The following is a 25,543-nucleotide window of genomic DNA, read 5'->3' as shown; positions in this document are numbered from 1 at the left end:
CTGATGTTGCTTCGGGTTACTTGGAAGACTTTGAACATGGATTGCCCCGTTCCCCGCCGCGTGAGTGTGGCCGTCTTTCGCTTCGCGCGTCAAGGTCGTACGTCCTCGCTTCGCTCCGGGCGCTCCACCCTGACCCGCTTCGCCACGACGGCGGATGGGCGGCTATCGGGAAACGGGGGGCGTGTGGTCGGGGCAGCAGACGCCCCCGGGGCTTCGCCCGGCCCCGGCCAGCGGTCCGGCCGTGGCCGACCGGATTCCCGTCCTTCTGCCTGGCTTCATCGGCAGGCGCGTCCCCATCCAGTGACCGGGCAGTGACGAAGGGCCCGAACAGGTCGGCTCTGGGGCCGAGCGCGCCCCACCCGCCTGACCGGCTCGGGCGCGAGGGGACGGGTTCCCGTCCCTCCGTGCCGGGTTTGGGCCCCTTTTCGGCGTGATCTTGCTACCAGGAGCAATCTCGGCGCCCAAGTTGCCCCTGGTAGCAAGATCACCGCGGATTAGTGGGTTTCGGAAGCAGCGGACCTTCAGAGGGCCGGGTTTCGGACCCCACAAGCTCCGGCTCCCATCCCCGCATCCCCGCTGTCTGCCACCGCCACCGCCCCTGTCGCCCCGCCGTCGTCGCTGTCGCGCGGGAACCGGTGACCGGCCGCGGCACGGGTGGGTCGCCACCCCCAGGCCCCGGGTGCCAGCCAAACCGAATCAACTGCTGTCGTACGCGATTCCCCTGGCCTGCGGAAAAGGGGAGCCGTCAGCTGTGACCGCCCCCCGATGCGCGGTCAGGGCATCGATGAGATGACGTTCGCTGCTTCGTCCAACCAGACGGTCTGCTGGTCCACGGACACGGTCATCCCGAACCGGTCCACGGCGGGGCGGCCGGAGTCGAGCCACCACTGGTAGGCCGTCTCGAACTCCGTGAACAGCTGCCGGGACCCGTACTGGCGAACCTCGTGTGAGGCCGCGCCCGGATCGACGTGCCAGGACGCCCAGGACCCGCTGTCGGGATCGACCAGGTACATGACGAACCGCTGGTCGTCCTCGTCCTCGTGGAACTCGATCACGTTGATCACGGTCGGCATGTGCAGCCCGATCGCGAAGTTCGCGTCGAACGCCAGCGGGCCGTTCGGCTGCATACCGGTGCGTCTGACTCTGAACTCGTGCTCGTCGCTGACGTAGGTCGCCACCACCTGGCCGGGGGTGCGCTGGTGGCGCACCCACATGAAGGCGACGTTGCCGCAGAACCGCCCACTTGCGGTGCCGCGCGAGCCGACCCGTAGGTCGGCCAGGACCCCGTTGTGGAAGGCGTTGCCCCACGGGGTGAGGATCTTCCCGCCCGGCTGGCTCTGGGCGATCCAGTGGTAGGGCACCCGCTTCACGGCCGCGGTGCTGATCACCCGGTCGAACGGGGCGCGTGCGGGCCAGCCCTGGGTCCCGTCCCCGGTGACGACCAGCGGCACGAACCCGGTGCCCATCAGGTTGACGCGGGCCTGCTCGGCGAGGGTCGGGTCGACCTCGACGGTGGTGACCGCTTCGTCGCCCAGGAGGTGGGCGAGAAGGGCCGTGTTGTACCCGGTGCCCGTGCCGATCTCCAGGACCCGCATACCGGGGTGGACCTCGAGCCGGCGCAACATGTCGGCGACGATGGAGGGCATGGACGCCGAACTGGTCGGATATCCGGTGCCGTCCTCGGCCCCGTCGTCCACCTGGGTGACGAGCGGGATGTCGTCGTAGGCGACCCCGAGCCACTGTTCCGGGGCGCTGAGCCGGTCCACGGTGGTGCCGTCGGGCAGGGTGACCTGGTCGGGCAGGAACCTGTGGCGCTCCACGAACTCGAACGCGCGTCGCCAGTGCGGTGGGAGCCCGACCGCCTGGAGCAGGTGGGCGACCAGCTTTTCGTGTGAGGGGGTCACGGCTTGTCCTACCTCTCGTGTTTGCCGCAGCCGGAGCCGCTGGGGTTGGAGGCGGGTGCGGGGAGCGGCCGGGCGGTCCGGCGCCCGTCGCCGTCGGCGGAGTCCTGGTGCTTGTACGCGGTGGTGTGCGGGGTCGGGATCTTCAAGGCTGTCCTCTCAATGGGGGTGCCGCGGCCGTGGGCCGGGCGGCGTGTTGGGAGGCAGGCGAGCTGTCCGGGCCATGGTGTCCGGCTCGCGCGACTGGTCGGTCAACCCGGTGTGGCGGCCCTCTGCCGTGAGGTCGAGCGTCTGGTGGACTTCGTCCTCCCAGACGTCGTTCCTATCGGCTGCGTGCTCCTCGTGTGGGTGAAATGGGGAGGTTTACAGCAGGTTTGAGAAGACGTGCTGGATCAGGGCGCCCGCTGCGGTGGCCAAAGCATAGATGGTCACGAACCAACCGAATTTACGCCGGGGCTTGCGGTGGCTGCGGGGGCGCAGGGGAAGCGGGGGCAGTCCGGGCCCGGGCCGGGTAGGAGCGTCGTCGGGGGCCGGGCGCGGGCGCGGCACCGGGGCGGGGGTTCGGCGTCGCTGAGCGGCCACGTGCATCCAGGCGGGCAGTTCCCCGTGCGCCAGCCGGTGCTCCACCACGGGCTGTTGCGCGGGCTGCTTCGTGAGAGCTCGCGCCGGTGTTGAGCAGATGCGGGAGGCGAGTTCGACCAGTCGGTTCCGGGACTCCTCCACCGGCAGTGCGGCCCCCTGGAGCGTGGCGAACAGGTCCGTGTAGCTCTTGACCTGTGACACCTCGCTGATGACCTGGCCCGGTCCGCGCGGGTGGGGGATGTAGACCAGGGTGTGGCTGGGGGAGAAGGACAGGGTCCAGAACGCCCCGCCCAGGCCGGGGTGGAAACCGGTCCCGTCCGGGAGAAGGTGCACGCTGATCCCGTCGGCCTGGGCCAGGTGGTGCAGATGGGTCAGTTGGGCGCGCGTCACTTCGGGTTCGGCGGGGGCCGGGTGAGGGCGGTTTCATCCACGACCAGGCAGCGGAAGGGCGCCCCGCCCCTGCAGGCTGTCTACGTTGAGGCACACACCAGGAACCTGTTGTTGGAGCACCCGCGCGAGGTCACGGCGCACCGAGGCATGCTGGACCACTTGCGTGCTGCGGCGGCGAACAATCCTGAGACCCATCGGCTTCTGTCGCGGCTCCTGCGGCAGTACGAATCACCAGAAGGATGAACATGCGATCCAACAGGTCCGAAGAGCACGCACCGCTGGGAATCTGGTTCAAGAGCAGCTACAGCGGGTCGCATGGTGAATGCGTTGAGGTCGCCAACCTGGCCAACGGTTCAGCGATGCGTGACACCAAGCGTCGTGAACTGGGTATGTTGACCTTCCCCGGCCTTGAATGGCAAGCCTTCCTGGCTGGCGCCCGAGAGGTGAATCATCCAGATTGAACAGTCTTTTTGAGCTTCCTGAAGTAAGATGCTCTCTGTCTGATTCTCAACAACTTGCAGATTTCGGCACCCCTGACGCCTAAACCTGCAGGTCATTGAGACTGCTCCCCGTGCACGCGGGGATGGACCCTGGTAGGGCAGACGGAGGTCGCTGGCCGCGAGTTGCTCCCCGCGAACGCGGGGATAGAGCCCTCACACGGGCCCCACTCACCCCACCAGAGCGATCGGAGCTACCCGGACGACGACGAAGTGCCACCGCCCTGCGGGGAGGCCTCCTCGCCACCGCTCTCCTGCTTCCCGGACTCCGCTGCGGCCTGCGCTTCCACCGGGGCCTGTGCTCCCTCGGCGGAGTTCTCATCGTTCAGGCTCGCGTTCTTGACGAACCAGGACGCCACGGCCGCCGTGAGCACACCGACGAGGGCGATGCCGACGACCATCAGCGCCACCGCCACCAGCCTGCCCTCGGTCGTGACGGGGTAGTAGTCGCCGTAACCGACCGTCGTCACCGTCACGCAAGCCCACCACAGGGCGTCCCCGAACTCGGTGATGTTGGCTCCGGGCGCATCCTGTTCCGCGTCGAGCACGGTGATGGCTCCCAGGAACACGATCAGAGCCGACGTGGTGCCCACGTAGAGGGACATGCGTCCGGCCAGGGTTCCGGCCATCGCACGGTTCAGCATGCGCAGGAGGGTGAGCATGCGCAGCACCCGGAGCGCACGGAACATGGGAACCAGGATCAGCACGACGTCGTACCACCGCCGTGCCGCGTAGAGGAGGCGGTTCTCGGCCAGCCAGAGCCGGATCAGGAAGTCGATCGCGAACGCGCCCCACACCGTCCACGACAGGATCTGGAGGCGGGTCCGCATGACCTGCCCCATGTCCTCTTCGATGACCGGCCAGGCGTAGGCGAGCAGGAACGCACCTGCGAGGAGCAGCATCGGAACCTCGAGACGCCGTTCCCAGCGCGTGACGCGTTCGCCGTGTTCGATCTCTTCTTTGGTTGCCATGAGTGGGGGAGGCTCCAATCCTCGGCGCGCCCCGGAACCCGGGACGGCGCCGCTTCCTGGTCCGGGTGGCCGACCGTGGGGATTCGGTCGGATGCGGTGCGTTCGTGTCGAAGGTTGACACAGGTCAGGGGCACTATACGGAATCCTGCGGACTGCTCCGGCATCGACCTGTACCGGCACGGGCACCGCAGCTTACGACGAGGCGTCCTGTGCTGTGGTTCCACCGTTTCGCCAGCGCTTTCCCGGTCGGACCCTCGCGGGTTCCCTGCCCCGTGCCGACGCGGAGGTGCGAGCGGTGTCACCGTGGTGCTCGGCGTACTGCTTGACTGGGCGTCCGAAGCGATGACCGGAACGCGCCACGAGGCCCGTTCTCCCCTGCGCCTGCTCTGCGCTTCCTCTGTGCTGTGAGATCCGCTCTGTCGGTAGGGAACTGGGAGGCCGCCGTGAGTCCTCGAACCGGAAGTGTCGCCGGGGGCGTGCTGGTGTTGACGGCACTCCTCTCCGGTTGCACGGGCCCCACCGGGCCGTCGGAAGGGCTCCTGCCCGAGGGCGGTTTCGACTACCAGCTGGGCGGCGCGTACCCGCCGCCCGAAGGCGTCACCACCGTGGTGCGCGACTCCTCCGCCGAGCCCGCCCCGGGGCTCTACTCGGTCTGTTACGTCAACGGTTTCCAGACCCAGCCCGGCGACCTCGACCGTTGGCTGGCACAGGACCCGGACCTGCTGCTGCGCGACGAGAGCGGGGAGCCGGTCGCGGACCCCGGGTGGCCCGACGAAGTACTGCTGGACACCTCCACCCGTGCGGGACGGGAGCGGATCGCCGTGCTCCTCACCGCGACCGTCGACCGGTGTGCCGACGCGGGGTTCGACGCGGTGGAGTTCGACAACCTCGACTCGTACCTGCGTTCCGGCGGGCGGCTGACCGCCGACGACAACCTGGCCCTGGCCGGTGGGCTCACCGTCCTCGCCCACGACCGGGGGCTCGCCGCCGCCCAGAAGAACGGGGCGGAGCAGGCCGGGCGGGGCAGGGACGAAGCCGGTTTCGACTTCGCCGTGACCGAGTCCTGCGCGGCGTGGGCGGAGTGCGAGGTCTACACCGAGGTCTACGGCCCCGACAACGTGCTCGCCGTGGAGTACCCGGAGGAACTGGAGGACTCCGGTCTCACCTTCGACGAGGTGTGCGGCGACTCCTCCGCCCCGGCCAGGACCGTCCTGCGCGACCACGACCTGGTGGCCGCCGCCGAGCCGGGACACCTGTACGTCACCTGTTGACGGTCCTTCCCCGGGCCGCGGGCACTGGCTAGTCTGGCGTCGCTGGGAGACGTCTTCTGGGAAGCGGGCACATGGCACCCAACATCGCCACCAACACCGAGGTCGGCCTCGACGGGCTTCTGGAGTTCGTGCGGCCCCGGCATCGGGCCCTCCTGCTCACCCGGAGGGCGGACGGCGGCCCCCAGGCCTCGCCGGTGGTGTGCGGGGTCGACACCGCCGGGCGGATCGTGGTCTCCACCTACCCCGAACGGGCCAAGGCGCGCAACGCCCGCAGGGACACCCGGGTGAGCGTCGTCGTCCTCTCGGACGACTTCGACGGCCCCTGGGTGCAGGTGGACGGGGAAGCCGAGGTCATCGAGGGGGAGGACGCCGTCGAACCACTCGTGGAGTACTTCCGGGTGATCTCCGGTGAGCACCCCGACTGGGACGAGTACCGGGAGGCGATGCGCCGCCAGGGCAAGGCCCTGGTGCGTGTCACCCCCCGACGGTGGGGGCCGGTGGCGACCGGCGGGTTCCCCGCGGACCGGGTCTGAGCGGCCCGGTCCCGGCTCCGAGGGTTTCGAGGACGGCCCGGACGGCATCGCGGTGCCTCTCTCCGGCGGCGGCCCCGGCCCGCGGAGCCCGCCCGGAACCCGTCTTCCCAACGCGGACACCCGGTTTTCCCATCTCTTCCCAGCTCCCGTTTTCGGTCCCCGCGCGCCGGGTACCGGAGCACCCACATCCCCCTGAAAACACATCCGACGACTGACGAACAGGGGAGCACATGCCGCAGGCCCGCCACACGCCCGCCGCCCGCACCGGCACGGGACGGGGTGTCCGGTGACCGGCTGGAAGGCACCCCTGGCGATGGCCGGGGCCCGCTGGGCCTGGACCCGGGTCCGCCGCAGGTACGCGCCGGCCCCCGAACCCGTGCCCGCCTACAGGCGCAACCTCGAACTCCTCGCCTGGGGCGCGGCCGGAGCCGCCCTCGGTGTGGGCGCCTCGGCGCTGTCCGAACGCCGCCGCTCGGGGCTCATGTCCGGCAAGGTCGTCCTGATCACCGGCGGCTCCCGCGGGCTCGGTCTCCAGCTGGCCCGCGAGTTCGGCTCCTGCGGGGCCTCGGTGGTGGTCTGCGCCCGGGGGCGGCAGGACCTTGACCGGGCGGTCGCCGAGCTCACCGGCAGGGGCGTGGACGCGCACGGTGTGGCCTGCGACGTCACCGACCCGGAGAGCGTCGAGTCGCTGCTCGACGAGGCCGTGGAGCGCTTCGGCCGCCTCGACGCGGTGGTCAACAGCGCCGGGAACATGCGGGTCGGCCCCCAGGAGACCATGTCCGACGAGCACTTCGTCCAGGCCATGGACGTCATGTTCTGGGGCCCCTTCCACCTCTCCCGGGCCGCGGTCGACCGGCTGCGCGAACACCGGGGAAGCATCGTCAACATCACCTCCGTCGGCGCCTACCTGTCGGTGCCGCACCTGCTGCCGTACTCCGCCGCCAAACACGCCTGGGCCGCGCTGTCCGAGGGCATGGCCGCCGAGACGGCGGGGACCGGGGTGCGGGTCACCACCGTGGTGCCCGGCCTGATGCGCACCGGTTCGCCCCGAGGTGTGGTCTTCACCGGCGACCCCGAACGCGAGTACGCGTGGTTCGCCCTGCTGGCAGGGCTGCCGCTGCTCAGCGTGAGCGCCGAACACGCCGCCCGCCGCATCGTGCGCGCCACCGCCCGGCGGCGCGGGTTCCTCGTCATCTCCCCGGCGGCCCGGGTCGGCCTGGCCGTGCACGGGCTCGCGCCGGGGCTCACCCAGGAGGCGATGCGGCTGGTCGGCCGGCTGCTGCCCGACGCGCCCCGCCAGGCGGAGGAACGCCTCGGAGCGGAGGCGGCCCGCAGCAGGGTGGGGCGCCTGGTGAGCGCAGCCGCCGTCCTCAACGAACGGGCGGGCCGACGGATGAACCAGCGCTCCCGGGCGGGGGAGGAGCGAGCCGGGTAGGTCACGTGGAGAGCAGACACCTCGACGTACCGGGAGGTCCGGTACCGAACCGGCCGAGCGCCGCACAGCCCGTGGCCGCCTGCAGGGTGCCAGGGCGGAGAGGACCCCGAGGATGACGTGTCCGGGATGACCGTCGGACCCGTCACGGGCCCGGTGCCCGCCACCGGCCCCGGGCCCACCGGCAAGCGACACCGTCGAGAGGAGGAAATCCGCATGAGTGCGCCAAGTACGGACCGGACCCTGCGCCACCCCGACCCCATGCCGCCGGACCCGTTCCCGCCCGCGCCGATGCCGCCCGGGCCGGTACCTCCGGAGCCGGGCCCCGAACCGGATCCGGAACCCGGGCCGCCCGGCCCGATACCCGACCCGCCGGGCCCCGAACCCGAACCGGAGCCCGCCTGACGGAGGAGGGGCCGTCCCGGGGCACGCCCGGCCGGTGTGCCCTGCGGGGGTGGCCGGGCCGATGTGATCACCCTGGGTATCCACCCTTGACGTTTGAGCGACGGGAACCTAGCTTCGTCGGTAAACAATCCTTCCGGATCCGGGCCGCGCGAACCCCAGACCCCCGCCGCACGGCCGGTCCGCTCCCCGCCGGAGGTTCCCTTGGCGCGTCACCGCACCGCCCCCGTCCGAAGAAATCCCCTCCGCACGCTCAGCCTCGCCGCTTTGGGAGCGCTCCTACTCGGGGCGTCCCTGCTCACCCAGGAGCCGACCGGCCGGGCCGAGGCGGCCCCCGTCGCCGACGGTGCCGCCACGGGGCCTGCCGGGGAGCACGGCCAGCTCCGGGTGTGCGGGCTCAAGCTCTGCGACGAGAACGGCCGACCGGTCCAGCTCACCGGGATGAGCTCGCACGGACTCCAGTGGTTCGACCACTGCCTCACCGACGCCTCACTCGACGCCCTCGCCCACGACTGGGACGCCGACGTCCTGCGGGTGTCCACGTACGTCCAGGAGGGCGGCTACGAAACCGACCCGCGGGGCTTCACCGACCGGGTGCACGAGCTCATCGGGGAGGCCACCGAACGCGGCCTCTACGTGATCGTGGACTGGCACATGCTGACGCCCGGCGACCCCAACCACAACACCGGCCTCGCACGGGACTTCTTCACGGAGATCGCCTCGGTCCACGCCGACAAGGACAACGTCCTGTACGAGATCGCCAACGAGCCCAACGGGGTCTCCTGGGGCGCGATCAAGGGCTACGCCGAGGAGGTCGTCCCGGTGATCCGCGCCCGGGACCCCGAGGCGGTCGTCCTGGTCGGCACGCGGGCGTGGTCGTCGCTGGGCGTCTCGGAGGGCTCGGACCACACCGAGATCACCGCCGACCCGGTGGCCGCCGACAACATCATGTACGTCTACCACTTCTACGCCGCCTCACACGGTGGGGTGCACTTCGACGCCTTCCGGCGGGCCGCCCGGGAACTGCCGCTGTTCGTGACCGAGTTCGGCACCCAGGAGTACACCGGCGACGGCCCCGACGACTTCGGGTCCGCGCAGGCCTACCTCGACTTCATGGCCGAGGAGCAGATCAGCTGGGTCAACTGGAACTTCTCGGACGACTTCCGCTCCGGCGCCGCCTTCGAACCCGGAACCTGCCACTCCGGCGGGCCCTTCGCCGGGACCGGCGCGCTCAAACCCGCGGGGGAGTGGATCCGCGACAGGATCCGCACCAGCGGCACCGGAGCCTGACCCCGGTACGGCGGACCCGGGACCGGCACCTCGGCGCCGGCCCCGGGTCCGCGCCCGCGGGCGACCCCTCCGGAGGAGTCGCCCGCCCCGGGAGGGTCAGAAGGACGGCACGGTGGCGATGGTGAGCTGGTCGTCCCCGTCCACGTCCACCACCACGTGGTCGCCGGGGACCACCTGGTCGTCCAGCACCATCCTCGACATCCGGTTCCCCACGTTGCGCTGGATGGTCCGGGCGAGGGGACGGGCGCCGAACTCGGGCTGGTAGCCGCGCTGGGACAGCCACCTGACCGCCTCGTCGGTGAAGCGGATCCGGATGTCCTGGGCCTTCAGCCGCTCCTCGGTCCGCTCCAGCATGAGACGGGTGATCTGCGCGAGCTCCTGCTCACCCAACTGCTGGAAGACGATGACCTCGTCGATGCGGTTGACGAACTCCGGCCGGAACTCCTCCTTCAGACGGCGCATGACACGGCGCTCGGTGTCGGGGTCCATCTGGCCGTCGGCGCTGAAACCCATCGGGGCGCCGCCGGTGATGACCTCCGACCCCAGGTTGCTCGTCATGATCACCACCGTGTTCCGGAAGTCCACGGTCCGGCCCTGCCCGTCGGTGAGCCGACCGTCGTCCAACAGCTGCAGCAGCAGGTTGAACACGTCCGGGTGGGCCTTCTCGACCTCGTCGAGCAGCAGCACCGAGTACGGGTGCCGCCGCACCGCCTCGGTGAGCTGCCCGGCCTCCTCGTAACCCACGAAACCGGGGGGCGCCCCGGTCAGCCGACTCGTGGTGTGCCGTTCCTGGAACTCGCTCATGTCGATCCGGACCATGGCCTCCTCGGAACCGAACAGCGCCTCGGCGAGCGCCCGCGCGAGTTCGGTCTTGCCGACACCGGTCGGCCCCAGGAACAGGAAGCTCCCCACCGGCCGGTCGGGGTCGCCCAGGCCGGCCCGGTTGCGGCGGATCGCCTCGGAGACCGCGGTGACCGCCTCCTCCTGGCCGATCACCCGGTCGTGCAGCACCTCCTCCAGGTTCACCAGCCGGTCCCGTTCCTCCTGGGTCAGCTGGGTCACCGGGATCCCGGTGCTGCGGGAGACCACCTCGGCGATGTCGCCCGGACCCACCTCGGGCACGGACGAACCGGTGCCGCGCGCCTGGTGCATGCTGCCCTTGGCCGCGTTGATCTCGTCGCGCAGCCGGGAGGCCTTCTCGTAGTCCTCCTCCTGGACGGCCCGTTCCTTCTGCTCCTCCAGTTCCTTGAGCTTCTTCTCCAGGTCCCGCAGCGTGGAGCTGGAGCTGCTGAGCCGCAGACGGACCCGCGCCCCGGCCTGGTCGACGAGGTCGATGGCCTTGTCCGGCAGGAACCTGTCGGTGACGTAGCGGTCGGACAGCTCGGCCGCCGCGACCAGGCTGTCGTCGCCGAACCGCACCTGGTGGTGGGCCTCGTAGCGGTCCCGCAGTCCGCGCAGGATCTCGACGGTGTCCTCCACCGAGGGCTCGGGCACCTGGATGGGCTGGAACCGCCGCTCCAGCGCGGCGTCCTTCTCGATGTTCTTGCGGTACTCGTCGACGGTCGTCGCGCCGATGATGTGCAGTTCCCCGCGGGCCAGCGCGGGTTTGAGCATGTTCCCGGCGCTGGTCGCCCCCTCGGCGGCACCCGCCCCGACCAGGGTGTGGACCTCGTCGATGAAGATGAGCAGCCGGTCCGACTGGGCGCGGATCTCGTCCACGATCGCGTTGAGCCGCTCCTCGAAGTCACCCCGGTACCGGGTGCCCGCGACGATGCCCGACAGGTCCAGCTGGACGAGTCGCCGTCCTCGCAGGGTCTGGGGGACGTCGTCGTCGAAGATGCGCTGGGCGATTCCCTCCACGATCGCGGTCTTGCCCACGCCCGGGTCGCCGATGAGGACGGGGTTGTTCTTGCGCCGCCTGGCCAGCACCTCGATGCACTGTTCGACCTCGGCCTCCCGGCCGACCACCGGGTCCAGCCGCCCCTCGGCGGCCAGAGCGGTCATGTCGGTGCCGAACTCGTCCAGTTGCGGGGTGCTGGACGGTTCCGCCTCGGGCTGCTCCCCGGCGGACGCCGGACCGGCCGACTTCTGCAGGGCCTTCGGGGTGATGCCGGTGTCGCGCAGGAGCTGGCCGACCGGGGCGTCGGTGTTGACCGCCAGCGCGAACATCAGGTGCTCGGGCGTGATGCTGGTGCTGCCGGTGGCGCGGGCGATCTGGAGGGAGTCGAGGAAGGCGCGCTTGGCCGCGGGGGTGAGTCGGGCCGAACCGCCGCGCACCGAGCGCGGGGTCTGGGCGACGGCCTGGTCGACGACGTCCTCCAGCGGTGTGAGGTCGGCGTCGGTGCGTCCCAGGAGTTCGCGGACGGGCGGGTAGCGCAGCAGCGACCACAGCAGGTGGACCGAGTCGACGTCGGTCCCTCCGGCCTCCAGGGTGCGCCGGACCGCGGCGTCGGCGACCTGTCGCGCCTCGGGGCTCATCAGCTTGGACAGGTCGACGCGGCGGACGGGCCCACGGGACCCGCCGAGGAACCGTGCCAGGAACTCGTCGAAGGAGCCGGGGTCGCCGCCCGGGCCGTCGGGAAAGTCGGTGCTCATGTCGTGTCGTCCCCCGTGGTGTTGACAAGCCGGTGCGATGACAGGCTGGAGTAGTCGTTCAATTACCCTACGTTGATTCCGGTATGTCGGTCGGTAACGACCTCGGGTGCGGGAGGACCCGCTCCCCTCTTCGGCCTTCCTCCCCGGCCGCCCTCTCACACGCGCGGCGCCCCGCGCGGGCCCCGCTCCGGCAGGCGCCCCGACCGGGGCGCCTCCGGCGGGCCCGGTCAGGCGGAGGCCTCGTCCAGACGGGCGGTCTCCTCGGCCGTCAGACGGAGGTCGTTCAAAGCCAGCAGCCCCCGCAGCTGGTCCAGGTTCCGGGCACTGGAGAGCACCGAGGCCACGCCGGGGCGCTCCACCAGCCAGGCCAGCGCGACCGTGGACAGCTCCGCGGAGCGCTCGGCCGCGATCGCGTCCAGCGCGGCCAGCACCCGCTCGCCCCGCGGGTCGTCCAGGTAGGCGCGGGCCTTGGCGGCGCGGGGGCTCCCGTCCTCGGCGCGACCCGGCCGGTACTTGCCGGTGAGGAAGCCCCGGGCCAGCCCGAAGTAGGGCAGCAGCGCCAGGTCCTCCGCCAGGGCCAGCGGCACCAGGTCCCGCTCGATGCCGCGCTCGACCAGGTTGTACTGCGGCTGCACGCACACGGGGCGGTGCCAGCCGTTCTCGTCGCACAGCGCCAGCCACTCGCGGATGCGCTCCGGGCTGTGGTTGGACAGGCCCACGTACCGGACCCTGCCCTGGTCGACCAGGGCGGAGAAGGCCTCGGCGCTCTCGGCCAGCGGGGTCTCGGGGTCGTCGAAGTGGGCGTAGTACAGGTCGACGGCCTCCACCCCGAGCCGTCCGAGCGAGGCCTCGTTGGCGGCCTTGATGTTGCCGGCGGACAGGCCCGGGAAGTCCGGGTGCTGGCTGACCTTCGTGGCGATCACCATGTCGTCGTGCCCGCGCGCGGCCAGCCAGGCGCCGATGACCCGCTCGGACTCGCCGCCGGTGTGCCCCGGCGCCCAGGCCGAGTACGCGTCCGCGGTGTCGACGAAGTTGCCGCCGCTCTCCCGGTAGGCGTCCAGGACCGCGAAGGAGGTGGCCTCGTCCGCGGTCCACCCGAAGACGTTGCCGCCCAGGTTCAACGGGGATACCCGCAGATCGGATCCGCCGAGTCGGCGCAGGTGGGTGTCGTTCATGCTCACCGTTCCGTGTGTTCCCGATGGGGGAGCCGTTGATTCGGCTCCCAAGCTAGAGGAATCCGGCCCGGGGGTCACGAACGCTTCCGGGGCGGACGCCGCGCCGGGAGCCTGCCGGGCGGGCTTCCGGCTTCCCCGGCAGCGCCGGAGACCGTGCCGGCCGGCAGCGCCGGGCCCGGGTCAGACGCCGTGTGTGGCGCGGCGGTACTCGGCGTAGCGTTCACGGACCCGCGCGCCGACCTCGGGGGTGTGGGCGGATTCCTCCTCGGGTGCGCCCAGGGTCCAGGTGGGCGGCTCCGTGGTTCCGGCGAGGGCCCAGGCCGCCTGGCGGGCGGCGCCCAGGGCCACGTATTCGGCGGCGGGCGGGACGACCACGGGCGCGGCCAGGACCAGGGGGGCGATGGCGCGCACGGCGGCGGAGCGGGCGCCCCCGCCCACCAGCAGCACGCGTTCGGTCGGTACGCCCTGGTCGGCGAGCGCGGACAGGCCGTCGGCCAGACCGCACAGCATGCCCTCCACGGCGGCGCGGGCGATGTTGGCGGGGGCCATGTTGTCCCGGCGCAGCCCGTGCAGTGAGCCGGCGGCGTCGGGGAGTTCGGGGGTGCGTTCCCCGTCGAGGTAGGGCAGCAGGACGACGCCCTCCGCTCCCGGGCGCGCTCCCAGGGCGAGGTGGTCGAGCCCTGCCAGGTCCGTGCCGAGCATCGCGGCGGCGGATCCGAGCACCCGGGCGGCGTTGAGGGTGCACACCAGGGGCAGATGGCCGCCGGTGGCGTCGGCGAACCCGCAGACCGCCCCGCTGGGGTCGTGTACGGCCCGGTCGTGCGCCGCGAACACGGTGCCGCTGGTGCCGAGGGAGACGACGACGTCCCCGGGGCGCAGGCCCAGGCCGAGCGCCGCACCCATGTTGTCCCCGGTGCCGGGGGCGATCACCGCGCCCTCGGGGGTGTGGCCCACGGTTTCGGCCGGTGCGGCCACGCGCGGTACGTCGAGCTCGCGGCCGAAGGCGCGGACGAGCAGGTCGGGGCGGTAGGTGTTGTCGGCGGGCGACCAGTAGCCGGTTCCGGAGGCGTCGCCCCGGTCGGTGGTGGGCTCGGTGCGGGAGCCGTTGAGCCGCCAGGTGAGCCAGTCGTGGGGCAGCATGACGCCGTGCGCGCGGGCCGCGAGCTCGGGCTCGTACTCGGCGAACCAGCGGAGTTTGCTGACGGTGAAGCTGGCCACGGGCACGTTGCCGACGGCGTCCGTCCACGCCTTGGGGCCGCCCAGTTCGGTGACGAGGTCGTGTGCGGCCCCGGCGGAGCGGGAGTCGTTCCACAGCAGGGCCGGCCGGACGACCTCGCCGTCCTCGTCGACCACGACCATGCCGTGCTGCTGCCCCGCGACGGAGACGGCGGAGACGTCGTCGAGCAGGCCGGAGGAGGCGGTGGTCAGCGCCGACCACCAGTGGGCGGGGTCGGTTTCGGTGCCGTCGGGGTGCGGTGCGCGGCCTTCGCGCAGCACCTTCCCGGTGGTGCTGTCACAGACCACGATCTTGCAGGACTGGGTCGAACTGTCGATTCCGGCAACCAATGCCATGTTCGCTCCGTGTGGGGTGAGGGTCCGAAGCCGTGGGGGCGGCGCCGCTCATTCTCGCATTCTCGTGACCCCCGTCACTGTGCCGGGTGCTGCAGTGGGCCGCTCTTGCCCCCGCGTTGACGCATCAATAAACTTGAGTCCAGACAACTCAAGTCGATGGGAGTGCTTCGATGCGCGTGACGGATGTCTTCGACCGGGCCGAGGAGGCCCTGTGGGCACAGCTCGCCGCCGAGCCCGTGGTGCGGATCGACAGCGGCCGCCGCGGCGGCGACCTGGTGGTCGGCGTCGAGCTCGGGCCCGTGGTCGACCCCCGCGAGGTCCTGGTCCTCAGGGAGGCGGACGCCCTCGTGTTCGTGCGCGGTGCGGACCGCTCGGTTCTGTGCCGCGTGGCCCTGGAGGCTCCCGTCGGGCGCCCCTCCCTGCGCCGCACCCCGAGCGGTCTCACCGTCGTGGCGCCGCTCGTGGACCCGGCCCCGGTGGCGGTCCGCCCCGGCCTGCGCCGCACCTCCCGGGCGGGTCGCCTGCGCTCCGCGCTCGCCCGTTTCGCCGGGCGGCTCCGGAGCCTGGTCGCCCCCGCGGGCTGAGTGGTCGCCGGGTCGGTCGGCGGGGTCCGGCGTTGTGGGAAAAGCCACGTATGACGCGACCGCAAAAGGGACATTTCCTACCAAGAAGGTCGAGTAGTCTCTGGTCAGCTCGCCCGCGTCCCACCAGGGCGCCCGAGCCCCCGTGCCGGATCTTCCTCCGGCGCAGGCCTCCCCCCGCGATCCTCCATCCCACGATCACGAAGGAGTGCACCATGCGCACGACCTCGACCGTCATCGGCGCGGCCGCCCTCACCCTGGCCCTCGCCGCCTGCGGTGCCCCCAGTGAGCAGGCCTCCGAATCCGCCGAGGGCGGGGGAGACGTGCTCCGGGTCGGGGTCAGCCCGGTGCCGCACGGCGACATCCTCGCCTTCATCGACGAGAACCTCGCCGAGGAGGCCGGCCTGGAGCTGGAGATCGAGGAGATCTCCGACTACAACACGCCCAACGCGGCGCTGGTCGAGGGGGAGCTGGACGCCAACTACTTCCAGCACCGTGCGTTCATGAACGAGTGGCTGGAGAACGGCCCCGACGCTGAACTAACCTACGTCACCGACGTCCACATCGAGCGGCTGGGGCTGTACTCCGAGAGCGTCGAGAGCACCGGCGACCTGCCCGAAGGGGCCGAGATCGCGGTGCCGAACGATCCCGCCAACCTCAACCGGGCTCTGTCCATCCTGGAGGCCGAGGGGCTGATCACCGTCGACCCCGAGGCGGGCGAGAACGCCACCGAGAACGACATCACCGACAACCCGAACGACCTGGTGGTCACCCCGCTGGAAGCGGCCCAGCTCCCGCGTTCGATCGCCGACGTCGACGCGGCGGTCGTCAACGGCAACTACGCCATCGAGGCCGACCTGCCCGAGGAGTCCAACGTCCTGGCCTGGGAGCCCGAGGGCGAGGACTACGTCCAGAACTACGCCAACGGCCTGGTCGCCCTGAACGAGAACGCCGACGACGAGCGCGTCCAGCTGCTGGCCGAGCTGCTCCACGACGAGCGGGTCCTGGAGTACGTCCAGGAGACCTGGCGCGGTGTGGTCCTGGCGGTCGACGCCGACGGCGTCATCACGGAGTAGCCTCCCGCTGCCCTCCCGCACCCGCGGCGCCTGACCCGGCGCCCCCACCTCCGTCAAGGGCGGTGGAGCCCTCTCCGGCTCCGCCGCCCTTTTCGCGTGTTCGCCCGCCGCCCGTGCGTCCGCCCCCGTGCCAGCTGTCCGTGCCCGCCGGTCGCGCCCGTCCCGGTGCCGTCCGGGGCCGAGGGGCCCGGCCCCGCAGCCTGTGATCTCCCTCGCACCCGGGGTGCGGTCCCGGTCCGGGAGCGGGAGCCGGGCACTGCGCAGGGTGACGGCATCTCCTCCCGGGGGTTCCGGAAGGTGGCGCCCTGAGCTGCGGCTTCCCGCTGGCTGGGACTCACCCCGGGTGACGGGTGCGAGTTCGGGCAGGTCATCGCGGTCGGAATCGCCGGGGCGGTGCTTCCACAAAACCTACTTATTAAGTAGAGTTTCTCCCGTACCTCCGTCGACACCCCGAAAAGGACCCCCGAGATGCGTGTTCGCCCGCTCCCGCTGAGAGCCGCCGCGGCTGCCCTGGCCCTGGGCCTGGCCGCGGCCGGGTGCGCGGGCGAGGGGGAGGCCGCCGGCTCCGTCCTCACCCTCGGGTACTCCCCGAACATCACCCACGCGCCCGCCCTGGTCGGCGTGGAGAACGGGATCCTCGACGGGGCCCTGGGCAGCGTGGAGCTGGCCGCCCAGACGTTCAACGCGGGCCCGGACACCATCAACGCCCTGTTCTCCGGTGAGATCGACGCGGCCTTCGTCGGCCCCAACCCCGCCGTCAACGGCTGGACGCAGTCCGAGGGCGAGGCCCTGCACATCATCGCCGGAGCCGCCACCCAGGGGACCGGGCTCGTGGTCCGGGACCACATCGAGGCCGTCGACGAACTGCCCGGCACCACCCTCGCCACCCCGATGCTGGGCGGCACCCAGGACGTGGCGCTGCGCTGGTTCGCCCGGGAACAGGGCTGGGAGGTCGACACGGCCGGGGGAGGGGACCTCTCGATCCTCCCCCAGGACAACCCCGACACCGTCAACGCCTTCGCGGCCGGCGAGATCGACGGCGCGTGGCTCCCCGAGCCCCACCTGAGCCGTGTCCTGGCCGAGGACGACGCCCGCCTGCTCGTCGACGAGCCGGACCTGTGGGCGCAGACCGACGGCCAGTACGTCACCACGCTCCTCATCGTCAACGCCGACTTCCTGGAACACCACCCGGAGGTCGTCGACGACCTGCTGCGCGGCCACATCGAGACCGTCGACTGGATCGGTGCCAACCCCGACGAGGCCGCAGAAGTGTCCCGCACCCACCTGGAGGACCTCACCGGCGGCGAACTCGACCCCGAGCTCACCGCCGCCGCCTTCGACAACGTCACGTTCACCGTCGACCCCGTGGCACCGTCGCTGCTCGCCCAGGCCGGACAAGCCGAGGCCGTCGGTCTGCTGGACCCCGTCGACCTCAACGGAATCTACGCCCTCGACCCGCTCAACGACGTCCTGGCCGAGGCCGGGCACGAGCTGGTCGCCGGGTTGGAAGGGTAAGGGCCCCATGACCACCATCACCGAGACCCGTACCGGCACGAACGCCCTGGAGATCGACGACATCTCCAAGGTCTTCGGTCACGGCGGGGGCGCCGTGACCGCGATCGACGGCATGACCGTCACCGTCGGCACCGGCGAGTTCCTGGCCATCGTCGGCGCCTCCGGCTGCGGCAAGAGCACCCTGCTCTCCCTCGTCGCCGGCCTGGAGGAGCCCACCACCGGGGCCGTGGACGTCGGCGGCCACCGCGTGGCCATGATGTTCCAGGAGGCCGCGCTCTTCCCGTGGCTGACCGTGGGCGCCAACATCGAGATCCCGATGAAGGTCAACAGGGTCCCCAAGGCAGAGCGCAGGAAACGCGTGATCGAACTCCTGGACCTGGTCCGCCTGAGCGGTTTCGAGCGCAAGCGCCCGCACGAGCTCTCCGGCGGCATGCGCCAGCGCGTGGCCCTGGCCCGCGCCCTGGCCCAGGACGCCGACGTCCTGCTCATGGACGAGCCCTTCGGCGCCCTGGACGCCATGACCCGCGACATCCTGCACGACGAACTGGAGCGGATCTGGCGGGAGCGGTCGCTGACCATCCTCTTCGTCACCCACAACGTACGGGAGGCGGTGCGCCTGGGCGACCGGGTCGTCCTGCTGTCCAGCCGCCCGGGACGGGTCATCAAGGAGTTCCCGGTGGAGGGTGAGCGCCCCCGACGGATCGACTCCGCGCTGATCGCCGGGCAGGCCGCCGCCATCACCGACCGACTGCGTGAGGAGGTCTCGCGCCATGCCTGAGACCGACGCCCGAAACCGCCAGGTCCAGGGGCTCGACGCGCTTGAGCTCCAGCCCGGGAAGAGCGTCGGCGACCGCGGCGCCGCCGGGATCGCCGGCAGGATCTGGGCCGCGACCTGGCCCAAGGCGGTCGCCGTGGTCATCGTCCTGGCCGCCTGGCAGGCACTCGTGTGGTCCGGATGGCGCACGGAGTACGTCTTCCCGGGGCCGGACCGGGTGCTGCCCGCCCTGCTGAACGAGGTCACCGACCCCGCGTTCTGGTCGGCGGTCCAGGTCACCATGCGCCGGGCCTTCGTCGGCTTCGCCCTGGCCCTGGCCGTGGGGGTGGTGGTCGGCCTCGCGGTGTCGCAGTTCAGGCCGCTGAGATCCGCGATCGGATCGTTGGTCACCGGGCTCCAGACCATGCCGTCGATCGTGTGGTTCCCGTTCGCGATGCTGCTGTACGGCATCAGCGAGTCGGCGATCATGTTCGTGATCATCCTGGGCGCAGCGCCCTCCATCGCGGGCGGCCTGACCTCGGGCATCGACTACGTGTCGCCGTCACTGCTGCGGGCGGGCCAGGTCATGGGCCTGCGCGGAGTCCAGCGGTACTCGCTGCTGATCGTCCCGGCGGCGCTGCCGATGTTCGTCACCGGGCTCAAACAGGGCTGGGCCTTCGCCTGGCGTTCCCTGATGGCCGGAGAGCTGCTGGTCATCATCAACCAGGAGAACTCGATCGGGTGGGCGCTGAGCCAGGCCCGCCAGCTCAACGACGCCGACCGGCTGCTCAGCTACATCATCATCGTGCTGGTCATCGGCATCATGATCGACGTGTTCTTCAACTGGGCGGACCGCTCCCTGCGCCGCCGGTGGGGGATCGCCCCGTCCTGACCGGGGCCCTGCGGTCAGGACCGGGCGGGGGAGCACCCCCTCCGGGCGCGGGCGGGGCTCAGCCGTACACGGCGTGGTAGAGCTCCACGGCCTCCTCCACCGTGGGCATCCGCGGACCGTCGGCGGCCTCCTCGGAGGCCAGGGCCTGCTCCGCCATCAGCGGTGCCAGCCCCCACCAGCGCTCGGCGCTGATCCCGTGCCCGCGCGGGGTCGGCACCTCCAGGTCCTGGTTGAGCAGGCGCAGCTCCCACACCAGCGCACCGGTGGCCTCCCCGTCGGTGCTGTTCGGACCGGCCAGGCCCATCGCGCGGGCGCATTCGGCGTAACGGTCGGGGGCCGAGGGCACGGAGAACTCCGTGAGCGTCGGCAGGAGCATGGCGTTGGACAGCCCGTGCGCCACCCCGAAGTGCGTGCCGACCGGGCGGCTCATCCCGTGCACCAGGGCGGCACCGGAGTTGGAGAACGCCATCCCGGCCTGGGCGGCGCCCACCATGAGGGCCTCGCGTGCCGGCCGATCGCCCGGTTCGGCGTACGCGGCCCGCAGGTGGGTGAAGACCGTGCGCATCGCCTCCCGGGCCAGACCGTCGGACACCGGGTTGGCCCGCGCGCTCACGTACGCCTCGATCGCGCGGGTCAGGGCGTCCAACCCCGTGTCGGCCGTCAACCGCGGCGGCACGTCCAGGGTGAGTTCGAAGTCCACCAGTGCGGCCCGGGGCAGCATGGCCAGTCCGGCGCAGAGCATCCTCTCGCCGGTCTCCGCGTCGGTGATGACGCTGTAGCGGGTGCACTCCGACCCGCTTCCCGCGGTGGTCGGCACCGCCACCACCGGCAGGGCGAGCGCGTCGGTGACCACCGGTGTCCGGTAGTCGCGCATCCGCCCGCCGTGCGTGCTCAGCAGGGCGACGGCCTTGGCCGTGTCGATGGGGCTGCCGCCGCCCACCCCGACCACGGAGTCGAAGCCGCCCTCCCGGAGGGCCCGGACCCCCTCCTCCACCACCGTGCTGGTGGGGTCGGGCACGGTCTCGGCGAACACTCCGGGGGAGAGGCCGGCCTCCTTCAGGTCGGCCAGGAGTGCCTGGAAGAAGGGGCGCTCGACGACGAACGGGTCGCTCACCAGCAACGGGCGGGACAGTTTGAGGGAGTCCAGGACCCCGGCCAGTTCGGCCGAGGCCCCCGCGCCCACACGCAGGATGCGGGGCAGGGCGATGGAAGCGGTCACGTCGGTACCTCCGGGGGTCGGGAGTACGGGTGTCGGGGCCTGCCCCGGGAAACCGGGGGCACGGCTCAACGCCCGGGTACCTACCCGCGTCTCCGATTCGACTCCCCCCGCGGGCCCCTGTTTGTCGGACCGGGGCGCCGCGAGCACAGCGGGGGCCGGGCGCTCGGCCCGGCCCCCGTGGCGCGCGTTCGGTCAGGTGTGCACCAGCGGGGTGTCCACCAGGTGTTCGGCCACGAACCAGGCCTGGAGTTCGTTGGTGCGGATCACGTCCGAGACCAGCACGTCGTTGGTGCCGTCGTCGCCCAGTTCCTGTACGCGGGCGGCCGCGTCGTGGGCCTCCTCCAGGACGGTCTCGTGCGCCTCCAGCAGTCGGGAGAGCATCGCGGGGACCTCCTCCACGCCGTTCGGCGGGCGCGGGATGTTGGTGATCTCCGCGACGTGCCTCGGGTCGCCGACCGCCACACCGCCCAGGGTCTGGACCCGCTCCGCGACGGTGTCGATGAGCGAGGTCTGCTCCTCGGCGTGCTTGTCCATCAGCAGGTGCAGCTGGTAGAAGGTCTGCCCGCGCATCAGCCAGTGGTGCTTCTTGTACATGTCGTGCAGGATCCGCAGGTCGCACAGCACCTGGTTGAGCCGCTGGCACGAGTACATCCGGGCGTCGTAGGACAGGCCCACGGGGAGTTGGCGGACCGTCCCGAACTGCTGGACCTCCTCGCCCCTCTGGTGGAGCCACGGCTGGCTGCTCCGGGGCCTGGGTGTCTGGCTCGAACGCTGGTCAGCGGTCGTCACGGTTGGTTCCCCCTCCGGTTCGGTGTGTCGCGCGGAGCCGTCAGGCTCCGTCAGCCAGTCTTGGCCACCGACCGTTGTCGGAAGAGAAAACGCACGCCATGTCCGGGCAAGGCTTTATCTCTTTCGCCGGTCGAACTCGACCGGCAGCGCGAACAGCCCGTGCATGATCATGCTCGGCCACCACCGCAGTTCGGCCTCCTCCACCGCCAGGCGCAGCCCCGGCAGCCGGTCCAGTACCGCGCCGACCGCCACGCGGGCCTCCATCCGGGCGAGCTGGGCGCCCACACAGAAGTGCGCCCCCTGGCCGAAGGACAGGTGCGCGGCGCCGCGGCCGGGGTCGAACCCGTCCGGGTCCTCGTACCGCTCGGGGTCGCGTCCTGCGGCCAGCAGCGATACCAGTACCGGCTCTCCCGCCTCCAGGTGCGTCCCGCCCACGGTGGTCGGCTCCGCGGGGAACCGCCAGGTCGCGTTCTGCAGGGGGCTCTCCAACCGCAGGGACTCCTCGATCGCGGGGTCCAGGAGGGAGCGGTCGTCCCTGATCCGCCGCATGGCCCCGGGGTTGCGCAGCAGCGTCAGCAGCATGTTGCCGATCAGCGCCAGCGTGGTCTCCTGTCCCGCCACCAACAGCAGGAACGCCGTGGAGGTCACCTCGTCCCGGGACAGCTCCCCCGCACGGTGGGACTCCACCAGGTCGCCCAGCAGGTCGTCCGAGGGCCGCGCCAGCCGTGCGTCCACCAGGTCGCCCAGGTAGGAGTCGAACCAGTCCGTGGCCCCGGCGATCGCCCGGACCTCGTCATAGGAGGCGGAGTCGATCACCGATGCCTGCCGCCGGAACTCCGGCCGGTCCGCCTCGGGCACCCCGAGGACCTCGCAGATGACCGTGATGGGCAGCGGGTAGGCGAGGTCGCGCACCAGGTCGGGTTCCTCGGACTCCTCGATCACGGTCAGGAGTTCGTCGGTGATCCGTTCCGCGCGCTCCCGGAGCGTCCGGACCCGCCTGGGGCTGAAGGCGCCGCTCACCACCCTCCGCAGCCGGACGTGGTCGGGGCCGTCCGCGTTCACCATGCTCCGCACCAGGCTGGGGCGGTGGTCGTACGGCAGGCCCAGCCCGGCCCTGTACCAGGTCTCGTGGCCCCGTGCGGGGTCCTTGAGCATGTTCGGGTCGGTGAGCACCCGCAGCGCGTCCTCGTGCCGGGTCACCACCCACGCCCACGCTCCACCGGGCAGGTCCACCCGGTGCACCGGATCGTTCTCCCGCAGCCACCGGTAGGCGGGGTGGGGGTCGGCCTCGAACTCGGGTCCGTGCAGGGCGGGGGGCTCGGTGGTCATCGTCGGCCTTCTCTCCGTGTGGTTGGGTCCGCGTCGTTCCTACCCGCACGGCCGGTCGGCCCCCTGCCGACGGCGCCCGGCCCCTGGCCGGATGCGGCCACCCCGGCCCCGGGCGCCGCGACCGTCCCCGGGAGGCGGCCGGGGCGCCGCCGAACCGCCTTCCGGGCCGCGGCGGCGCGGCTCCTAGGCCGCGATGGCGCACGCCGTCTCCAGGACGAACCGGTGCCACGGGCGGTGCGGGTCCTGGCCGGTCAGCTCCCGCACCCGCCGCAGCCGGTAACGCAGGGTCTGGGCGTGCACGTGCAGTACCTCCGCGGCCGTGGTCGCCGCGCCCTCCCGGAAGTAGGCGCACAACGTCTCCAACAGGTGCCGGTTGTCGTGCGCCAGCAAGGGCCCCAGCACCACCCCGCGCACCGTCGCCGGGGCGATCGCGCCTCCGTTGAGCAGCGCGAGTACACAGGCGTCGGGGTCCCGCAGCAGGCCGTCCGCACCGAAGGCGTGCGCGGGCGCGGTCTCCAGGGCCCCGTCGGCCAGCCGGTAGGCGGCGGACATGTCGGACAGTCCGCGCGGTTCCAGGACGCACCCGCGCCACCCCCGCCTGACCAGCTCCCCCGTGACCCCCTCGGCGTCCTCGGCTGAGCCGAGCACCACCACCCGGCCCGAGCGGGTGGTCACCAGCGGGTCGGTCCCGGAGGGCGCGGCCGCGGCCAACAGCTCCAACCCCGCCGACACGGTGACGTTCTCCGACGGGGTCCGCTCCCGACCGGCGGACTCCCGCCCCGGTTCGGCGACCACCAGTACCGCGGGGTCGGGCGGGGCGATGCCCAGGGTCCGCGCCCGGTCCCGGATCGCGCCCCGGGAGGCCTGGCGGCCGATGAGCAGGTCGTCGAGCAGGGCGCGCCGGGCGCGTTCGCGGTCCGCGTCCAGTTGTTCGGCGGCCTCGGCGTGGCCCCTCGTCAGGCTCTCGGAGATCTGGTCGATGGAGGCCAGCCAGAGTTCGCTCAGAGCGAACACGTCCCGGGCGTCGAGCCGTCCGCCCGCCTGCTCGCGCAGAATCCGTACCGCGGCAGCCGAACCGACCCGGTGCGCACGCACCACGGCGCCGATCGAACGCCCGTCGGCGGCCCGTGCCCGCCCGATCCCGCGGAGCCGTTCCACGTCCTCGGGGGGCAGGCGGGCGGCGTCGCGCGCCCACAGTTCCATGGACCGGGTGACCAGCCACCCGGTGATCGCCCGGACCTCCTCCAGCTGGGAACCGTGCAGCGCGCGGTAGGCGGGGACCTCCGCGTAGACCTCGGCGACGATCCGATCCACCAGGCCCGTCCGGTCCCGTTGCAACTCGGCGCTGACCCGAACGCGCTCTTTCTGTCCCATTCGTTCCCTCTGTCCAGATCTGGCATGCTTCGCCCTGGGGCGGGCAGCCTAGCGCGCGACCGGATCGCCGGCCGGGACCGGTCATCCGGGTAAAAGCGTGCGCAACTGCGGCGCAGCATGGGGACTAGCCCCCCTCTGACATGGCAGTATGCGCACAGTGGCCCGGTAATCAGTAGGAACCGAACACGGAGACGACAGCGACGGCGGGCCGGTCGCGGTGGTCGAATCCGGTCGCGGCGGTCGTCCCGGCCGACCGGGAGCGAAGGGCCTGACGGGGGAGACAGGGGATGAGAACGATGACGGTTCCCGGCATCACACTGAACAACGGCGTGCGGATCCCGCAGTTGGGCTTCGGTGTGTGGCAGGTGCCAGACGACGCCGTGGTCGAGGCGGTCTCACACGCCCTGGCGGCGGGTTACCGCAGCATCGACACCGCTGCCGCCTACGGCAACGAGAAGGGTGTGGGGGAGGCGCTGCGCCGTTCGGAGCTCCAGCGGGAGGAGGTGTTCGTCACCACCAAGCTCGCCAACCCCGACCAGGGTTACGACTCCGCCCTGCGCGCCTTCGACGCCAGCATGGAACGCCTCGGTCTGGACGTGCTGGACCTTTACCTCATCCACTGGCCGCTGCCCCGGCGCGACCTCTACGTGCCGACCTGGAAGGCGATGGAACGCCTCTACGCGGAGGGCCGGGTGCGCGCCATCGGCGTGTCCAACTTCCAGCCCTCGCACCTGGAGCGGGTCATGGAGGAGGGCGGGATCGCCCCCATGGTCAACCAGATCGAGCTGCACCCGCTCCTCACCCAGGAGGAGCTGCGTGCCTTCGACGCCGAACACAACATCGCCACCGAGGCGTGGAGCCCCCTGGGCCGGGGTGAGTTCCTCGACCACCCGCTGATCACGGAGCTGGCGGAGGCGCACGGACGCACCCCCGCGCAGATCCTGCTGCGCTGGCACGTCCAACTGGGCAACGTGGTCATCCCCAAGTCGGTGACCCCCGAGCGCATCCGCTCCAACTTCGAGGTCTTCGACTTCGAGCTCCCGGACGAGGAGGTCGCCCGGATCAGCGCGCTCAACGAGGACCGCCGGTTCGGACCCGACCCGGACGGCTTCGACGGCTGAGCCGGACCGCAGGACGGCCCCCGGGGCCGGCGGACGGTCGGCCCTCAGCGGGCCGAACCCTCAGCGGTCCGGTCCACCGGTGGTCGGGATCAGCGCAGTTCGCGGTGCTTGCGGGCACCCGCCAGGACGGCGTCGATGCCGTCGTTGCGTACACGGTTGGCGTAGACGCCGCCGGCGACGAAGATCGCGAGGATGAGCCCGACCACGACGGTCAGGGCCAGGGCGGAGAGTACAAAAGAGATCATGCGCTCATCGTAGCCGCATGTCCGGAGAGGCGCTTCC

General features: G+C 71.6%; 25 protein-coding genes. 13 read left to right on the top strand and 12 right to left on the bottom strand.

Annotated elements, in window-relative coordinates:
• Window positions 1-773 precede the first annotated feature (773 nt).
• The 3 genes from IE195_RS15530 to IE195_RS15520 form a co-directional block, all read right to left on the bottom strand.
• Window positions 774-1,904 carry a methyltransferase domain-containing protein gene (locus tag IE195_RS15530; protein ID WP_191272040.1) on the bottom strand — a complete coding sequence of 377 codons (1,131 nt, stop codon included), beginning with the start codon at window positions 1,902-1,904 and terminating at the stop codon, window positions 774-776.
• An 8-nt stretch (window positions 1,905-1,912) separates the two neighbouring features.
• On the bottom strand, window positions 1,913-2,050 hold the full coding sequence (locus tag IE195_RS15525; protein WP_191272740.1) for a hypothetical protein: 138 nt from the start codon (window positions 2,048-2,050) through the stop codon (window positions 1,913-1,915).
• Window positions 2,051-2,264: 214 nt separating this feature from the next.
• Window positions 2,265-2,873 carry a Scr1 family TA system antitoxin-like transcriptional regulator gene (locus IE195_RS15520; RefSeq protein ID WP_191272038.1) on the bottom strand — a complete coding sequence of 203 codons (609 nt, stop codon included), beginning with the start codon at window positions 2,871-2,873 and terminating at the stop codon, window positions 2,265-2,267.
• On the opposite strand from IE195_RS15520, the gene IE195_RS26705 reads away from it, so the two are divergent.
• On the top strand, window positions 2,850-3,116 hold the full coding sequence (locus IE195_RS26705) for a Scr1 family TA system antitoxin-like transcriptional regulator (protein ID WP_225942475.1): 267 nt from the start codon (window positions 2,850-2,852) through the stop codon (window positions 3,114-3,116). The two genes, IE195_RS15520 and IE195_RS26705, sit on opposite strands and share 24 nt — an antisense overlap.
• Window positions 3,117-3,118: 2 nt before the next feature.
• Window positions 3,119-3,334, top strand: coding sequence for a DUF397 domain-containing protein (locus tag IE195_RS15515; protein WP_191272036.1), 216 nt, complete (start codon window positions 3,119-3,121; stop codon window positions 3,332-3,334).
• A 230-nt stretch (window positions 3,335-3,564) separates the two neighbouring features.
• On the opposite strand, the gene IE195_RS15510 is transcribed toward IE195_RS15515, so the two are convergent.
• Window positions 3,565-4,341 (bottom strand): potassium channel family protein, encoded by a 777-nt coding sequence (locus tag IE195_RS15510; protein WP_225942474.1) that lies wholly within the window; start codon window positions 4,339-4,341, stop codon window positions 3,565-3,567.
• Window positions 4,342-4,784: 443 nt separating this feature from the next.
• Here IE195_RS15510 and IE195_RS15505 point away from each other — a divergent pair, with 443 nt between their 5' ends.
• From IE195_RS15505 to IE195_RS15485, 5 genes are all read left to right on the top strand, one after another.
• Window positions 4,785-5,612: an endo alpha-1,4 polygalactosaminidase gene (locus tag IE195_RS15505; protein WP_373295662.1), complete on the top strand. Its 828-nt coding sequence runs from the start codon at window positions 4,785-4,787 to the stop codon at window positions 5,610-5,612.
• Between the two features lie 71 nt (window positions 5,613-5,683).
• Window positions 5,684-6,145 (top strand): PPOX class F420-dependent oxidoreductase, encoded by a 462-nt coding sequence (locus IE195_RS15500; RefSeq protein ID WP_191272034.1) that lies wholly within the window; start codon window positions 5,684-5,686, stop codon window positions 6,143-6,145.
• A gap of 286 nt (window positions 6,146-6,431) precedes the next feature.
• Window positions 6,432-7,580, top strand: a complete 1,149-nt coding sequence (locus tag IE195_RS15495; RefSeq protein WP_229826235.1) for an SDR family NAD(P)-dependent oxidoreductase — start codon at window positions 6,432-6,434, stop codon at window positions 7,578-7,580.
• Window positions 7,581-7,793: 213 nt separating this feature from the next.
• Window positions 7,794-7,982, top strand: a complete 189-nt coding sequence (locus IE195_RS15490; protein WP_191272032.1) for a hypothetical protein — start codon at window positions 7,794-7,796, stop codon at window positions 7,980-7,982.
• 201 nt (window positions 7,983-8,183) lie between these two features.
• Window positions 8,184-9,269 (top strand): glycoside hydrolase family 5 protein, encoded by a 1,086-nt coding sequence (locus tag IE195_RS15485; RefSeq protein ID WP_191272030.1) that lies wholly within the window; start codon window positions 8,184-8,186, stop codon window positions 9,267-9,269.
• 96 nt (window positions 9,270-9,365) lie between these two features.
• Here the strand turns inward: IE195_RS15485 and IE195_RS15480 are convergent, their stop codons facing one another.
• The 3 genes from IE195_RS15480 to xylB all read right to left on the bottom strand — a co-directional run bounded on the left by IE195_RS15480 (window position 9,366) and on the right by xylB (window position 14,611).
• Complete coding sequence (locus tag IE195_RS15480) at window positions 9,366-11,864, bottom strand: ATP-dependent Clp protease ATP-binding subunit (RefSeq protein WP_191272028.1); 2,499 nt, start codon at window positions 11,862-11,864, stop codon at window positions 9,366-9,368.
• Between the two features lie 227 nt (window positions 11,865-12,091).
• Entirely contained in the window at window positions 12,092-13,039 is a 948-nt protein-coding gene (locus tag IE195_RS15475; RefSeq protein WP_191272026.1) for an aldo/keto reductase, read from the bottom strand.
• Between the two features lie 180 nt (window positions 13,040-13,219).
• Window positions 13,220-14,611, bottom strand: a complete 1,392-nt coding sequence (gene xylB / locus IE195_RS15470; protein ID WP_191272024.1) for a xylulokinase — start codon at window positions 14,609-14,611, stop codon at window positions 13,220-13,222.
• 170 nt (window positions 14,612-14,781) lie between these two features.
• Here xylB and IE195_RS15465 point away from each other — a divergent pair, with 170 nt between their 5' ends.
• The 5 genes from IE195_RS15465 to IE195_RS15445 all read left to right on the top strand — a co-directional run bounded on the left by IE195_RS15465 (window position 14,782) and on the right by IE195_RS15445 (window position 19,429).
• Entirely contained in the window at window positions 14,782-15,195 is a 414-nt protein-coding gene (locus IE195_RS15465) for a hypothetical protein (protein ID WP_191272022.1), read from the top strand.
• Between the two features lie 212 nt (window positions 15,196-15,407).
• On the top strand, window positions 15,408-16,268 hold the full coding sequence (locus tag IE195_RS15460; protein WP_191272020.1) for a MetQ/NlpA family ABC transporter substrate-binding protein: 861 nt from the start codon (window positions 15,408-15,410) through the stop codon (window positions 16,266-16,268).
• A gap of 468 nt (window positions 16,269-16,736) precedes the next feature.
• Window positions 16,737-17,783: an ABC transporter substrate-binding protein gene (locus tag IE195_RS15455; protein WP_191272018.1), complete on the top strand. Its 1,047-nt coding sequence runs from the start codon at window positions 16,737-16,739 to the stop codon at window positions 17,781-17,783.
• A 7-nt stretch (window positions 17,784-17,790) separates the two neighbouring features.
• Window positions 17,791-18,561, top strand: a complete 771-nt coding sequence (locus IE195_RS15450; RefSeq protein ID WP_191272016.1) for an ABC transporter ATP-binding protein — start codon at window positions 17,791-17,793, stop codon at window positions 18,559-18,561.
• Window positions 18,554-19,429, top strand: a complete 876-nt coding sequence (locus IE195_RS15445) for an ABC transporter permease (protein ID WP_191272014.1) — start codon at window positions 18,554-18,556, stop codon at window positions 19,427-19,429. Before IE195_RS15450 ends, IE195_RS15445 begins: the two co-directional genes overlap by 8 nt.
• A 58-nt stretch (window positions 19,430-19,487) precedes the next feature.
• On the opposite strand, the gene IE195_RS15440 is transcribed toward IE195_RS15445, so the two are convergent.
• From IE195_RS15440 to IE195_RS15425, 4 genes are all read right to left on the bottom strand, one after another.
• Window positions 19,488-20,648, bottom strand: a complete 1,161-nt coding sequence (locus IE195_RS15440; RefSeq protein WP_191272012.1) for an iron-containing alcohol dehydrogenase — start codon at window positions 20,646-20,648, stop codon at window positions 19,488-19,490.
• A 192-nt stretch (window positions 20,649-20,840) separates the two neighbouring features.
• Window positions 20,841-21,437 (bottom strand): Dps family protein, encoded by a 597-nt coding sequence (locus IE195_RS15435; RefSeq protein WP_191272010.1) that lies wholly within the window; start codon window positions 21,435-21,437, stop codon window positions 20,841-20,843.
• A 114-nt stretch (window positions 21,438-21,551) separates the two neighbouring features.
• On the bottom strand, window positions 21,552-22,766 hold the full coding sequence (locus IE195_RS15430; protein ID WP_191272008.1) for a cytochrome P450 family protein: 1,215 nt from the start codon (window positions 22,764-22,766) through the stop codon (window positions 21,552-21,554).
• 183 nt (window positions 22,767-22,949) lie between these two features.
• Window positions 22,950-24,140 carry a PucR family transcriptional regulator gene (locus IE195_RS15425; protein ID WP_191272006.1) on the bottom strand — a complete coding sequence of 397 codons (1,191 nt, stop codon included), beginning with the start codon at window positions 24,138-24,140 and terminating at the stop codon, window positions 22,950-22,952.
• A gap of 296 nt (window positions 24,141-24,436) precedes the next feature.
• Between IE195_RS15425 and IE195_RS15420 the strand changes: the two genes are divergently transcribed.
• A complete protein-coding gene (locus tag IE195_RS15420) occupies window positions 24,437-25,261 on the top strand; it encodes an aldo/keto reductase (RefSeq protein ID WP_191272659.1) in 825 nt (274 codons plus the stop codon).
• Between the two features lie 89 nt (window positions 25,262-25,350).
• Here the strand turns inward: IE195_RS15420 and IE195_RS15415 are convergent, their stop codons facing one another.
• The gene (locus IE195_RS15415) at window positions 25,351-25,506 is read right to left on the bottom strand and encodes a hypothetical protein (RefSeq protein WP_191272004.1); all 156 of its coding nucleotides are present in this window, start codon (window positions 25,504-25,506) and stop codon (window positions 25,351-25,353) included.
• Window positions 25,507-25,543: the final 37 nt, after the last annotated feature.

It is taken from the genome of Nocardiopsis terrae (assembly GCF_014651695.1).
GTDB lineage: Bacteria > Actinomycetota > Actinomycetes > Streptosporangiales > Streptosporangiaceae > Nocardiopsis > Nocardiopsis terrae.
The sequence above is the reverse complement of the archived record's forward strand: the minus strand, read 5'-3'. Positions and strand labels throughout refer to the sequence as shown.